This is a genomic window from Roseibium sp. LAB1, assembly GCF_054658235.1.
Window position 1 is genome coordinate 350,610 of the sequence record NZ_BAAGIB010000004.1, and the last position, 13,458, is coordinate 364,067.

The following is a 13,458-nucleotide window of genomic DNA, read 5'->3' on the forward strand; positions in this document are numbered from 1 at the left end:
GCAGTCTCCTCAGTAAGCGGTGTGGTTGTCGCGTTCGATGGTTTCTTCATCCACCTTGCCCCACAAGACCTTGTAGACCCAGGCGGTGTAGACAAGGATGAGCGGCAGGAAGATGAGTGTCGCCACCAGCATGTTGAACAGTGTCCGGTGGCTGGAGGATGCATCCCAAACGGTCAGGCTGGCATCGGGTTGAACCGATGACGGCAAAATGAATGGGAACATCGAAACACCGACCGTCGAAATAATCCCGAAAACCGCCAGCTTGGAAAAGATAAAGATCGGCATTTCCAGCCGTGTCTGCAACAGCACAAGGGTCCCGAACAGTCCCAAGAACCCAAGGCCTGGTGCCAGCCACAAAATGGGATGAACGGTGTAATTGTACATCCATGCACCGCCCTCTGCGATCGCCTGTTTCGCCAGCGGATTGGCCGCCATGTTCGGGTCGACTTCAGAGGTGATGCGGAACCCTTCCACATAGCCGCTGGCAACGAGATATCCACCAAGCGCGAACAGCGCGATGCTGAGACCGGCGGTCACGGTTCCGAACCGTCGTGCGCGCAGGGCGATTTCGCCTGACGCGCGCATCACCAGCCAGACAGAGCCGTGCGTGACCAGCATGGTAACGGACAACAGACCGCACAGCAGCGTGAACGGCGAGAACAGGCCGAAGAACGAACCTTCGTATGTCATGCGTAGATCGTTATCGAGCGAGAACGGCACCCCAAGCAACACGTTGCCAACGGCAACACCGAAGACCAGAGCCGGCACGAAAGACCCCGTGAACAGCGCCCAGTCCCAGGCGTTGCGCCAGGAAGGATCCGGTCGTTTGGACCGGTACTTGAAAGCGACCGGCCGCAGGATCATCGCGGCCAGCACCACGAACATCGCCAGGTAGAAACCTGAAAAGCTGATGGCATAGAGCGGTGGCCAGGCAGCGAAGATCGCCCCGCCCCCAAGGATGAACCAGACCTGGTTTCCTTCCCAGGTTGGTCCGATCGTGTTGATGACGACACGCCGTTCGATATCCGTTTCGGCAACGAAGGGCAGCATCGCGCCGACACCCATGTCGAAACCGTCCATGACCGCGAAGGCAATCAGCAAGACACCCAGCAGGAGCCACCAGATCATTTTCAGGACGGAGTAGTCGATCATTTCATAGAGGATCATTTCGCTTACTCCGCTGGAACAGTGGCTGCGGTCGGTGCCGGTTGCACTGGCGCAGCCGGAACTGCGTCCGGTTTCTCGCCATCTTCCGGACCGATCTTGATGTATTTGATCATCAGCATGATCTCGATCACCAGAAGCACACTGTAAAGCGCGACAAAACCGGCAAGCGTGAGCAGAACTTCGGTCACGCTCAGGTTCGAAACACCTGCGGCCGTCGGCAGCATACTTTCAATGATCCAGGGCTGACGCCCGTATTCCGCCACGAACCAGCCCATTTCGCAGGCAATCCACGGCAACGGAATAGACCAGACTGCGACGTGCAACAGCCACCGGCGTTTGTCCCTCAGACTGTCCAGTTTCCCGGACGAGGAATAGTAGAAGAATATCGCCGTCATAAGGATGAAGAAGAAGCCGCAAGCCACCATGATCCGGAAGGCATAGAACATCGGCATCACTTCAGGCACGGTCGACCAGGCCGCCGCATCCACCTGAGCGGTGGTCGCCTCCATGGGATTGTCCGTGAACGGCAGCAGCAGATAGGCGTAGCCGAGCGAGTTCTCGTTCTGCAGGAACGTCTCGCGGACATCCGGGCTGACATTGACCGGATCCTGGCGGATCTTCTGCAAAGCATCCCAGGCAATAGCGCCCTGCCGAATGCGGTCCTTGGTCCGCGACACCAGGTCCTTGATGCCGGGAATGACCGTATCGAGAGAGCGCGTTGCGATCAGCCCCATCACATAGGGCACTTCTATGGCAAAGACGTTTTCACGCTTTTCCATGTCTGCCCAAGCAACCACGTTGAACGAGGCCGGCGCGGGTTCGGTGTCCCACATGGCTTCGATCGTCGCCAGCTTCATCTTCTGGTTCAGGTTGGCCTCGTAGCCGCTTTCATCCCCCAGAACGACAACGGACAACGCAGAGGCAATACCGAAGGCAGACGCAATCGCCATGGAACGTTTGGCGATTGCAATATGACGTCCTTTCAGCATGTACCAGGCGGAAATGCCGAGCACGAACATGGACGCGGTCACATAACCGGCAGACACCGTGTGTACGAACTTGGCCTGCGCCACCGGATTGAACAACACTTCATAGAAACTAACGACTTCCATGCGCATGGTATCAGGATTGAATGCAGCCCCGACGGGGTGCTGCATCCAGCCGTTTGCGATCAGGATCCACAAGGCCGAAAAATTCGTTCCTATAGCAACGGCCCAGGTGGCCGCCAGGTGCTGACGTCTGGAAAGCTTATCCCAGCCGAAGAAGAACAACCCGACGAATGTTGCTTCCATGAAGAACGCCATCAGGCCTTCGATCGCCAGTGGCGCACCGAAGACGTCGCCGACATACTGACTGAAATAGGCCCAGTTCATGCCGAACTGGAATTCCATGGTCAGACCAGTGGCAACGCCGAGGACAAAGTTGATCCCGAACAGTGTGCCCCAGAATTTGACCATGCGCTTCCAGACCTCGCGGCCCGTCATCACATAGACCGTTTCCATGATCGCCAACAGGACGGACAGACCGATGGTCAAAGGCACAAACAGGAAATGGTAGAGCGCTGTCATGGCAAATTGCAGCCGGGACAGGTCAACGACGTTCAGTTCCATCGTATTCCCCCTTTACGGACCGGAGAGGCCCGAGCATTTTGGCCAAGGCATCCAACGTTCTGTCGAACGGCAAATGGCACTTCGGCACATCAGGACGATCGACGGTTGACTGCCCAGTCGGAGGAGACCGGGCCTGTGTCGATCTTGGTTGAAAACCCGATTTTCGTCCCGATCCGGCAACAGCAATCAGTTTCACAATGCTTGCAGATTGCAGCCGCCTATCCCGTCAAAGAACCGGCTTGGAAAACGAGTCTTCCTATGGGCTGATCGTGGCTCAGCGGCCTACCAAGGTCAATGCGACAGTTAGGACGCGACAACCTCAAGATGCGGAAAACCGCAGGAGAACTCATTGAAATTCGGAAAGAATTGTTTCCGGCGACCGATTGCCGCTGCCGCAGGGCGCTGTCAGGTCCAGCACATGGTCGGCCCGCTTCAGTTCCTGGCGTCGATGCGCAATCATCAATACGGCAGCGTCGCCGCGATAGGACAAAAAGCGGTCCAGAACGTCGCTGGCCGTCTCGGCATCCAGCCCCTCGGTCATTTCGTCCAGAATGAACAGGGCCGGCCGGGTCAGGAACGCCCGGGCCAGGGCCAGACGTCTCTGCTCACCGCCGGACAGGCCAAGGCCGCCTTCGCCAAGTATGGTTTGCAGTCCTTCCGGGTTTTCCGAAATACGCTCCGCAAGCGCGGCCTGTTCCAGCGCACGCCAGAGATCGGCATCACTCGCATCCGGATTTGCAACGCGAAGGTTCTCCGCGACCGTATCGTTGAAGAGATAGGCTCGCTGACCGATCACGGTGATCTTGTTGCGAAGCAGCTCCTCGGAAACTCGGCCGCTTTCCACTCCGCCCAGGAAAATCCGCCCCTGCCCCGGCTGTCGCAACCGTGCTGCCAACGCTGCCACTGTCGACTTGCCGCAACCGCTGCGCCCCGCCAGTGCGAGAATTTCCCCCCGCGCAATCTGAAAGGATAATCCCGCCAGAACCCGTCTCTCGGCGCCGGGATAGCCAAAACTGACATCTTCGAAGGCGAGCGCGGGTTGGTTGTCGGCCAGTTGAAGAGCGGTTCCGGTCTGATCATCAGACGATGTGGGCTCGCCGCTGGTCCCTATCAGACCCGTGATACGGGCTGCTGCCAAAGCAACGCGTGGCAGTCTGGCAAGGCCAGGAAGGCTCATCGAGAATATTTCCGGAAGGCCCATCACGACCAGGACGAGGCCAATACCGAAAGTTGCCGTCAGCGTGCCCTTGCCGACTTCATGGAGGCAGGCAAGAAGCATGGCGGCAAGAAAAATCTGCCCAACGAGTGTGGAGCCGGCCGTCAGCTTGGTGGTTCTACGGTCCTCGACCTCCTGAGCCTCTGCCAGCCTTTTGTCGGCTGCAAGCACAGTGTCTGCAGCAGCTTCCAGTCCGCCGTAGATCGCAAGATCCCGTCGCCCTGCAGCCAGATCAGCAGCCCGAAGCCGCATCGCGTCGAGTGCAGCATCCGAACGGCGGGCGTTTTTCGTGTCCGCCTTTGCGAAGGTCCACATCGCCAGACTGCCCCAGACGGACAGAAAAACAACACCGGTCGCCAGAAGAAGCGGAGAAACTGTGCTCCAGACCAGAAGCAGCGAGACCGCAACGACCAGTGCGAGCACGAGGGGAACAACGAGCCGCAGATAAACCGTGTCGAGCACCGCGACGTCGAGTGTCAGACGATTGAGCAGCAGACCCGATCTCTGACCGCTGGTGTCCTTCACCGCCATCGCGGCAAACAATCGGTTTCTGAACCCGGTCAGAAAACGGAATGTCGCATCATGTGTCAGAACCCGTTCCCCATACCGGCCTGCGGTACGGATGATCGCAAAGGCACGAATGAGCGCACTTGGTGCGAAAATGTTGAGGAATGCACCACTCAGGCCTGCAATGGCCGCTGCCGTGATGAACCAGCCGGAAACCCCGAGCAAAAGCAGCCCGGCTGCAGCAGGCAGCAGGGCTACAAAAATGCCGAGCCAGAAATGGAAGCAGTCGTACCGGTGCTGGGTGCGGATGATTTGCCAGACAGACCTCAAGCGAAGGCCTCCCCTTTGGCAACGGTGCCAGCGTTTTGCAAATCAATCCGCCTCGAAGCGATTTTTCGTAGCCCTGGGTCGTGGGTGGCAATGACGGCGGTTCGTCCAGTGCAAAGCTTCTCCAGACCATCGATGACATCGGCGGCGGTTTCTTCATCAAGCGAGGCTGTCGGTTCGTCTGCCAGCAACAGGATGGCATCCTTGCGCATCGCCGCCCGTGCCAGCGCCACCCGGCGGATCTCCCCTACCGACAAGCCAAACCCGTCTTCTCCCAGTGGCGTTTCCAGACCGCGCGGCAGGCGCTGGACGAGCGCTTCTGCCCCGGCAAGGCGAAGCGCTTGCCACAGATCGTCTTCGGTCACTGACGCAGGTGTTGCAACGGCCTTCAACAGATTTGCCCTGAGACTGCCGTGAAACAGTCTTGGCGACTGTCCAAGCCAGATAACCTTTCGGCGCAGGACCGATGAGAGCGACGTCGCAGGCACGCCATCTACCAGGATATCGCCGGAACTCGGCGCTTGAAATCCGAGTATCCCGTCGATCAGTGTCGTCTTTCCGCTGCCGCTAGGTCCCTCGATCAAAAGCGTTTCACCGGGAGCAATCGTCAGATTGAAATCCTTGAAGACGCTCCGCTCCTGATGGGAAATGCAGAAAGACTTGAACAGGAGTTCCGGAGGGCCGGAAAGCTTGTTGTCGCCGACTGTTTCCGACGGGCATTCGGTGTGATGGCCCGGCTGGGAGCTGTCTTGCGCCGGAAAGAGCGTTGCCAGCTTCTCACGTGCGGCAAGTCCGCCCGCCCGGTCATGGTAGGCTGCCGCGTAGGCGCGAAGCGGCGCGAAGAATTCTGGCGCCAGCAACAGAATGAACAGGCCCTGTGCAAAGGTCAGAGGCCCACCCCAGGTTCCAACCTCGATTTCCCCCAGAAGCGAGAAGCCGACATAGACCGCACAGAACGCTATGCCGAGCGCAGAAAAAAGCTCCAGAACGGTCGATGACAGGAACGCGATCTTCAGGACGCGCATGGTGCCGGTTCTGAAACGTTCGCCCGCTTCGCCGATTTGTCGTTGGGTTCTCTGGATTGCACCGAACAGGATCAGCGTTTCCAACCCCTTGATCCTGTCGAGCAGACGACCGCTCAACCGCACCAGTTCTTCCTGTTGCGTCTCGCTTGCAGCCTTGGCTCGCAGGCCGATGAGCGCCATGAAAACCGGTATGAGCGGCCCGCAGACGACCAGGATCAGCGCCCCAAGCCAACTGAACACGGCGGTGACGGCAACGATCCCGAGAGGCACAAGACGCAGCCGCAGCTTCTGCGGTTCGAAGTTCCTGTAATAAGGCCCGAGCAAATCCACCTGTTCGGTGACATGGGCCGCGAAGGCTCCGGAAGACGGAAATACCGTAGAGGGCGACAATGTAGCGGCAACTGCGAGCAATTCCGCGCGCGCCCGACTCTGGATCGCACGGGCCGTGCGGCGGGCGGCAGTTTCCGCCCGGTTCTGCAAAAACACCCTCAACACGGCAACCAGTGCAATTCCGGCCGCTGCCGGAATTGCCGGGCCAAGCAGATCCTGTCCGGCCAACTGACCGGCATCGGAATTCGAAAATACCGCGGGAAGCGATCCGAGCACCCAGGAAATCAGTCCCGCCTGGACGATCCACAACAGATCGGAAATGGCAAGCAGCCTGCCGGCCAGTTTCAAGCGGCGGCTTTCTGCTTCGTCCGGCCAGCCGAATGCAGTTGCAGTTCCGCTGCCCTGCCCCGCGTCCTCAGCCACCGTCCCGATCTTTTCCCTTTTCGTTGTCATCGGGCGTTTAGTGTCGCTCTCCCATTGCAAATGCAAGGGACAGATTGCCACGGCGCAGCCTGGTTTGCCATGACCGATCAACGCGTATGGTGATCGCTACACATCATTCCCGGGATTGAACCTGCTCTATCGCGGCAAACTCCGCCTCTATGGGCAAAAAGAATGAAGACGACGGCTTCCTCAAATCAAAGGACTTGCGTTTGGCGCCCCAAGGCAAGCAAGTTTCCCCTTCTTTTCGTTCGGCAGTCCTTGAGATGGGAACCGCGATGAGCAGCAAAGGCAACGGGCAGGCATTTCACCTCGTGCAGTCACCGCCAATTAGACAGGCTGGATTGGCTGGCCAATTGGTGCCGCAGTGTGCGCATTTCTTGTTCTTGCAGGCGCGTTTGTTCCAGCCCTGACAGCAGCGGCGCTTTCCCTGATTCTGGAAATGCCCGGGTTCTACCCTGGTCGTTGATCCGAAATTTCATCCGGCGAGCCCCACACACAAAAACGCTCCCGGCGGTGACCGGGAGCGCTTTGCCGAACATTCGTCCGTTTGTGTTTATTTCATCGTCGGAATGGAGAATTCAGCTCCATCCTTCAGGCCGGACGGCCAGCGGGACGTCACTGTCTTGGTGCGGGTGTAGAACTTGAACCCGTCCGGACCATGCTGATTGAGATCGCCGAAGCCGGACTTCTTCCAGCCACCGAATGTGTGGTAGGCGAGCGGCACGGGAATCGGCACGTTGATGCCGACCATGCCAATGTTGATGCGGGACGCAAAATCACGGGCCGTGTCGCCGTCACGGGTGAAGATGGCAGTTCCGTTGCCATATTCGTGGCTGAGCGGCAGGTCGAGGGCTTCTTCGTAGTTTTCGGCACGAACCACGGACAGGACCGGACCGAAGATCTCCGTCTTGTAGATATCCATGTCCTTGGTGACGTTGTCGAACAGGCAGCCCCCCATGAAGAAGCCATTCTCATAGCCCTGCATGGAGAAATTGCGGCCATCGACAACCAGCTTTGCGCCTTCCTTGACGCCATGGTCAACGAGACCCTTGACGCGGGCAAGTGCTTCCTTGGTCACCAGCGGACCGAAGTCGACGTCGTTACCGGCCGTGTACGGCCCGATCTTCAGTGCTTCCACCTTCGGTACAAGCTTCTCGATCAGCGCGTTTGCTGTGCTCTCGCCAACCGGCACAGCAACGGAAACGGCCATGCAACGCTCGCCGGCAGCTCCGTAACCGGCACCGATCAGAGCGTCGGCTGCCTGGTCGAGGTCAGCATCCGGCATGATGATCATGTGGTTCTTGGCACCGCCGAAGCACTGTGCACGTTTGCCGGACGCGGTTGCGCGGGAATATACATACTGGGCAATCGGCGTGGAACCGACGAAGCCGACTGCCTGAATGGTTTCATCGTCCAGGATCGCATCAACCGCGCCCTTGTCGCCGTTGACGACGTTCAGAACACCTGCCGGAAGACCGGCTTCGATCATCAGTTCGGCCAGCATGATCGGCACGGACGGATCACGTTCGGACGGCTTCAGGATGAAGGCATTGCCGCTGGCGATCGCCGGGCAGAACTTCCACATCGGGATCATGGCCGGGAAGTTGAACGGCGTGATGCCGGCAACAACACCGAGCGGCTGGCGCATGGAATACATGTCGATGCCCGGGCCGGCGCCTTCGGTGAATTCGCCCTTCAGGAGATGCGGTGCGCCGATGCAGAACTCGGCAACTTCAAGACCACGGATAACGTCGCCCTTGGCGTCCGGCAGCGTCTTGCCGTGTTCGCGGGAGAGAGCTTCAGCCAGCTTGTCCATGTCGCGGTTCAGAAGGTCGACGAACTTCATCATCACGCGGGCACGGCGCTGCGGGTTGGTGGCAGCCCAGGCCGGCTGTGCAGCGGCGGCGTTGGCGATTGCCGCGTCCATTTCGGCCTGGCTTGCAAGGGCGACCTGCGCCTCGACTTCACCGGTTGCCGGGTTAAAGACGTCTGCATAGCGGCCGGAGGTGCCCTCCACGTGTTTGCCGCCGATAAAATGACCGATCTTCCGCATGTCGCGTTTCTCCCAATATGTCCTGACACCAGCCAGAAAGGTTTTCTGGCCAGCGTCCGAGGTGAGTTCTTTCTGACTTTTATTTTTGCCACAAACAAGAACCAGAATTCCGGACCCGTTGTGCGTTTTTTAAAGTTATGACATTAAAACGCCCATGAGCGTTTGAGCCAAACGATAGGTCCAATACCCTTAAGTTGTCATCCCGGCCAAAGCGCGGCGAAGAACAGGGCTGAAGGAACACGCGGGCTCCCCATTAAAAATTCGGCGGGCTCGGTGCCTGGGATCCAAGCGTTGGCGGGGTGACAAACGGAGGAAGGTGGTCATTGCGGGAAGCAATCAACATGAACTGGGACGACATCCGCATTTTTCTCGCAATAGCGCGTACGGGTCAGATCCTGGCGGCGGCTCGCCGACTAGGCCTCAATCATGCAACAGTCGCCCGCAGGCTGACGAGCCTTGAGGACAGCGTGGGCACACGCCTGTTCGACAGGTCCACGTCCGGTTGCCTTCTGACGGAAGCAGGTAGCCGGTTCTTCGACAGAGCAGAACGGATCGAGGCGGAGGCGGTGGCAGCGGAAGCCGATCTGACAAACAACACGCCGGAAATAAACGGAACCGTGCGCATCGGCGCTCCCGATGGTTTCGGCGTCGCCTATCTTGCACCACGGCTTGGCAAACTGACTGAAAGGCATCCGGGTTTGACAGTGCAACTCGTTCCCGTGCCGCGGTCGTTTTCCCTGTCCCGCCGCGAAGCAGACATTGCCGTCACGATAGACAGGCCGGAAACTGGCCGGCTCGTCGCCGGCAAGCTTGTCGACTATTCCCTCGGCCTTTATGCGTCGAATACCTATCTGGAAAGCCGGGGAATGCCGGCGTCCGCGAACGATCTCGCCGCTCACGACCTGATTGGTTACGTGGAAGACCTGCTCTACTCGCCATCACTAAACTACGGAACGGAAATCCTGAAGGACTGGACCGCGCGTTTTGAGATTGCATCGGCACTCGGGCAGACCGAAGCAGTCCGGTCAGGCGCCGGCATCGGCATTCTGCACGACTTTATCGCGCGCGATGACAAAAACCTGATCGCCGTCCTTCCGGACATCAAGCTTCGCCGAGCCTACTGGATGGTCACGCATGAAAGCTCGCGCCCGCTTCGCCATGTCGCCGCGGCACAAGATTTTCTGCGCGATCAAGTCGCGCGCGACAAGGCAATGTTCGGGTAGCGGAAGCCATCAGAGACAGGTACTGCTACCGCCAGCGGGCAGTGGCCTTTATCCATTCCTGCGTGCGGGCTTCCGGATCGACATTGCGGGTGATGTCGGTGACGACGGCCGCGATATCTGCACCATTCTCGAACACACCCGGCAAGCGCTCCGGATTGAGACCGCCGATGGCCACCAGAGGCAGGCCACCGATTTGCTGCTTCCAGCGGCCAATCTTTTCGACACCTTGTGGCGCCCATTTCATCTCTTTCAGGATCGTCGGATAGACGGGACCAAGCGCGACATAGTCGGGCTCGACGGAAAGTGCTGTCTCCAGCTCTTCACCGTCATGTGTCGACACACCAAGCTTCAAATCCGCGTTGCGAATGGCCGCAACGTCGGCGTCGGCAAGGTCTTCCTGGCCAAGGTGGACAAAATCGCACCCCTGTTCGATCGCCAGTTGCCAATAGTCGTTTACGACAAGCTGGCAGCCGTATTTCTCGCAAACGATCTTTGATGCTGCGATTTCCTTGCGCAGGATGTCATCCGCCGCGTCCTTGATGCGCAACTGGACCAGTTTGACGCCGAGCGGTATCAACCGCGCGATCCAGTCTGAACTGTCAACAATGAGGTAAAAGGGATCAAGTTTCATTCGAAAACCGCCATTCCAAGAACCGGGGTAGAGGGAACCGCCATGTCGCGGGGTTCCAGGGGTTGTGCTTCATAGGCCAGCCGTCCGGCTTCAATTGCCTGGGCGAAAGCCCTTGCCATGGCGACAGGGTCTCCGGACTTTGCGACGGCCGTATTCAGCAGCACCGCATCGAACCCGAGTTCAAGAACCGTTGCGGCATGAGACGGACGGCCAAGGCCTGCATCCACCACCAGCGGAACTCCGCTGAAATGGCTGCGATAGGCTCTGAGGCCATCCGGATTGACCGGCCCCCTCGCCGAACCGATCGGGGCGCACCAGGGCATCAACACCTGGCAGCCCGCCTCAAGCAACCGTTCGCCGACGACAATATCGTCCGTCGTGTAGGGAAACACCTTGAAGCCGTCTTCAGTCAGAATACGGGCAGCTTCCACAAGGCCGAAGACATCCGGCTGAAGACTGTCGTGATGACCGATCACTTCCAGCTTGATCCAGTCTGTTGCGAAGAGATCCCGTGCCATCCTGGCCGTCGTCACGGCTTCTTTCACCGAGTGGCAACCAGCGGTGTTCGGCAACACCTTGACCTGAAGCTCTCGGATGAGGTCCCAGAACCGGCCACCGGCGCCGCTGCCAGCCGTCTCGCGCCGTAGGGACACTGTCAGAATTTGAGCGCCAGAGGCCTTCACAGCCTCGGCCAAAATCTGCGGAGACGGATATTGCGCTGTCCCGAGCAAGAACCTGGAGGCGACTGCTTCACCATAGAAATTCAGCAAGAGCGTTATCCTCCCTGCATCGGCGACAGGATCTCGATGCGGTCGCCAGCCTGCAGGACGCAATCGCCCCTCTCATCAGCGCTCACCAGATCGCCGTTGCGGGCTGTGGCAAGGAATTCATGGTCATAGGCCAGTTCCTCCAGAAGAGCTGCCAGCGTCGCACTGGCAACCTCCTGCGGTTCGCCGTTAATGGTTAGATTCAAGGCTCTTCTCCTGAAGATGTTGCATGATCCCGCTTGCTGCCTCGATGGCAAAATGCGGGGCAAGCAGAAAGCCGTGCCGGTAAAAGCCGTTCAAGGACAGCGTCTTGCCTGTCCAGGCGAGACGGGGAAGGTTGTCGGGATAGGCTGGGCGCAGGCCTGCACCGGTTTCGATGATCTTGGCTTCTGCAAAACCCGGATGCAGGCTATAGGCGGCGTTGAGAAGTTCCATGGTGGAGCGGACACTGACCGGGCCCCGGTCGCTGCTTTCGATCATCGTTGCTCCGACCATAAAAACCCCGTTGTCGCGAGGCACCACATAGACCGGGATACGGGGATGCAGAAAGCGCACGGGCCGCGAAAGTGTGACATCCGGTGCATGCAGGATCAGCATTTCACCTCGAACAGGACGAAGGTTCGGATCCGGAGAGGCCATTCCCGTACAATCGACGACAAGATCAGCTGCCGAGGTGAAATCCTGTGTCCCGAATCTGACCCGCGCGCCGCTTTCAGAGACCTTTGCCCGCAATGACTTGAGGGCCTGACGCGGATCGATATGGGCTTCTTCGGCGAAATAGAGCCCCTTCGCAAATCGACCTGCAAGATCCGGCTCAAGTGTGCCCAGCGCCTCACGGTCGAGCCAGGTAAAGCCACTGGTCCGGGAGGCAAATCGGCTCAGTTCGCCGGCATCACGCGGGGCAGCCACAACCAATGTTCCGTTACGCCGCACGTGCCCCGGCAGAACCTCACCCCACCAACTGATCGAGGACCGTCCGAACCGCAGGACATCTTCTTCGGCATTTTCCCTTTCACACCACGGGGCCAGCATGCCACCTGCGAGCCAGGACGCACTGGCTGACAGGTCCTGATGCTTTTCCAGCAGTTCGACCTGCGCACCGCGCGTGACAAGCTCATGCGCAAGCGCCAAACCAGCGACACCGGCCCCTTTGACGCCGATTTTCATTCCGCCCCCTCCCCCTGGGAGAACGTCAGTTGCTCGCTGCAGCGGGGGTTTGTGTGGACCGCCAGCATTCAACGCCTCTTCGCACGGACCGGTTCTGGTCCTGCTGTTCGGTCATTCAGTTCGGGAAGGTGGCCGTGGGTGACGCATTGCGGTAGCAACTGCACCTGGCCGAGAACACCTTCCCTTCGCCAGCATGACCTGGATCAGGTTCGTCGGGTCCCTGCACTGCGCGGTCGCGCCAGCAGTATCTCAGCCCCTTGTCGAGGCCCCCCGGGTGAGCCCCTGTTGTGCCGCTCGTCGGGTGCAACTGTCAAGAGACCGGACGGTCTTCAGCCCTGTTCCTGACAATCAGCCAGAAAGTCGTCGATCTCGGCAAGGGTCCGAAGACGATGGACTGTCAGATGGTGCGGAGGTTCGCGGTAGATGCGCTCCAGCTTGGCTCTGGCCGAGTGTCTGGTTCGCCATATGAAGCTCAGAAACTCGATGGTTTGCCAGTTGAACTGCTCGGGGCAACCTTCTGCCAGGTCCGGCCTGCTCTGTCCGTGGTATTTCACTGACCGCTTCAGCACCCGAAAAATGCGGCGCAGGACCGGAACGTCAAGCCAGATGAAGGTGTCGGCGCGTTCGACACGCTCCGCGTAAGTACTTGAATGGCCGCCTTCGAAGATCCAGGCATCCTTCAGATGGACCTCATGCGTCATCCGGTCTTTCTCTTCCCGCGTCCGTTCATTCCAACCGGAACGGTAGTGGATCTTATCCATATGATAGACCGGCAGTCCGGTTTTCTGGCCCAGGGCAACGGCAAGCGTGCTTTTGCCCGAGCCCGGGCCTCCAACAATCATCACGCGTTTCATGTCGCACCAAACAAAAACCAGGAAGGGCCGGTCGTTATACAGATTGCGCAGCGGATGAAAAACCGAAACAGACTGTTCAATGGACACCTCAGCTCCTCCAGCCCTATCTAGATTGCAAGACGGCATATTCTTTGATG

The 13,458-nt window shown here is 58.9% G+C and carries 11 protein-coding genes and 1 riboswitch; of the genes, 1 reads left to right on the forward strand and 10 read right to left on the reverse strand.

The features are described from left to right. Nucleotides 1-9 precede the first annotated feature (9 nt). The 5 genes from cydB to ACYQ54_RS23070 all read right to left on the reverse strand — a co-directional run bounded on the left by cydB (nt 10) and on the right by ACYQ54_RS23070 (nt 8,679). On the reverse strand, nt 10-1,167 hold the full coding sequence (cydB, locus tag ACYQ54_RS23050; protein ID WP_460086668.1) for a cytochrome d ubiquinol oxidase subunit II: 1,158 nt from the start codon (nt 1,165-1,167) through the stop codon (nt 10-12). A gap of 5 nt (nt 1,168-1,172) precedes the next feature. Further along, nucleotides 1,173-2,777 (reverse strand): cytochrome ubiquinol oxidase subunit I, encoded by a 1,605-nt coding sequence (locus ACYQ54_RS23055; RefSeq protein WP_460086669.1) that lies wholly within the window; start codon nt 2,775-2,777, stop codon nt 1,173-1,175. A gap of 346 nt (nt 2,778-3,123) precedes the next feature. Then, nucleotides 3,124-4,830: a thiol reductant ABC exporter subunit CydC gene (cydC, locus tag ACYQ54_RS23060; protein ID WP_460086670.1), complete on the reverse strand. Its 1,707-nt coding sequence runs from the start codon at nt 4,828-4,830 to the stop codon at nt 3,124-3,126. Next, nucleotides 4,827-6,635: a thiol reductant ABC exporter subunit CydD gene (gene cydD / locus ACYQ54_RS23065; protein WP_460086672.1), complete on the reverse strand. Its 1,809-nt coding sequence runs from the start codon at nt 6,633-6,635 to the stop codon at nt 4,827-4,829. Before cydD ends, cydC begins: the two co-directional genes overlap by 4 nt. 544 nt (nt 6,636-7,179) lie before the next feature. Then, complete coding sequence (locus ACYQ54_RS23070; RefSeq protein ID WP_460086674.1) at nt 7,180-8,679, reverse strand: CoA-acylating methylmalonate-semialdehyde dehydrogenase; 1,500 nt, start codon at nt 8,677-8,679, stop codon at nt 7,180-7,182. Between the two features lie 341 nt (nt 8,680-9,020). Here ACYQ54_RS23070 and ACYQ54_RS23075 point away from each other — a divergent pair, with 341 nt between their 5' ends. Next, entirely contained in the window at nt 9,021-9,902 is an 882-nt protein-coding gene (locus ACYQ54_RS23075; RefSeq protein ID WP_460086677.1) for a LysR family transcriptional regulator, read from the forward strand. 25 nt (nt 9,903-9,927) lie between these two features. Here ACYQ54_RS23075 and ACYQ54_RS23080 read toward each other — a convergent pair whose 3' ends face one another. The 5 genes from ACYQ54_RS23080 to ACYQ54_RS23100 form a co-directional block, all read right to left on the reverse strand. Next, the gene (locus ACYQ54_RS23080) at nt 9,928-10,533 is read right to left on the reverse strand and encodes a thiamine phosphate synthase (RefSeq protein WP_460086678.1); all 606 of its coding nucleotides are present in this window, start codon (nt 10,531-10,533) and stop codon (nt 9,928-9,930) included. Further along, nucleotides 10,530-11,303 carry a thiazole synthase gene (locus tag ACYQ54_RS23085; protein ID WP_460086681.1) on the reverse strand — a complete coding sequence of 258 codons (774 nt, stop codon included), beginning with the start codon at nt 11,301-11,303 and terminating at the stop codon, nt 10,530-10,532. Before ACYQ54_RS23085 ends, ACYQ54_RS23080 begins: the two co-directional genes overlap by 4 nt. Nucleotides 11,304-11,308: 5 nt before the next feature. After that, nucleotides 11,309-11,506: a sulfur carrier protein ThiS gene (gene thiS, locus ACYQ54_RS23090; protein WP_460086682.1), complete on the reverse strand. Its 198-nt coding sequence runs from the start codon at nt 11,504-11,506 to the stop codon at nt 11,309-11,311. Continuing rightward, entirely contained in the window at nt 11,490-12,467 is a 978-nt protein-coding gene (gene thiO, locus ACYQ54_RS23095; RefSeq protein ID WP_460086685.1) for a glycine oxidase ThiO, read from the reverse strand. The genes thiS and thiO overlap by 17 nt, the downstream gene beginning before the upstream one ends. Nucleotides 12,468-12,629: 162 nt before the next feature. Then, nucleotides 12,630-12,750, reverse strand: a riboswitch (TPP riboswitch). Between the two features lie 46 nt (nt 12,751-12,796). Beyond that, complete coding sequence (locus ACYQ54_RS23100; protein WP_460086687.1) at nt 12,797-13,309, reverse strand: P-loop NTPase family protein; 513 nt, start codon at nt 13,307-13,309, stop codon at nt 12,797-12,799. Nucleotides 13,310-13,458: the final 149 nt, after the last annotated feature.

Coding starts and splice junctions, on each gene's coding strand:
- cydB (WP_460086668.1), bottom strand. CDS start 1,167: ATGATCCTCTATGAAATGATCGACTACTCCGTCCTGAAAATGATCTGG.
- ACYQ54_RS23055 (WP_460086669.1), bottom strand. CDS start 2,777: ATGGAACTGAACGTCGTTGACCTGTCCCGGCTGCAATTTGCCATGACA.
- cydD (WP_460086672.1), bottom strand. CDS start 6,635: ATGACAACGAAAAGGGAAAAGATCGGGACGGTGGCTGAGGACGCGGGG.
- ACYQ54_RS23070 (WP_460086674.1), bottom strand. CDS start 8,679: ATGCGGAAGATCGGTCATTTTATCGGCGGCAAACACGTGGAGGGCACC.
- ACYQ54_RS23075 (WP_460086677.1), top strand. CDS start 9,021: ATGAACTGGGACGACATCCGCATTTTTCTCGCAATAGCGCGTACGGGT.
- ACYQ54_RS23080 (WP_460086678.1), bottom strand. CDS start 10,533: ATGAAACTTGATCCCTTTTACCTCATTGTTGACAGTTCAGACTGGATC.
- thiO (WP_460086685.1), bottom strand. CDS start 12,467: ATGAAAATCGGCGTCAAAGGGGCCGGTGTCGCTGGTTTGGCGCTTGCG.
- ACYQ54_RS23100 (WP_460086687.1), bottom strand. CDS start 13,309: ATGATTGTTGGAGGCCCGGGCTCGGGCAAAAGCACGCTTGCCGTTGCC.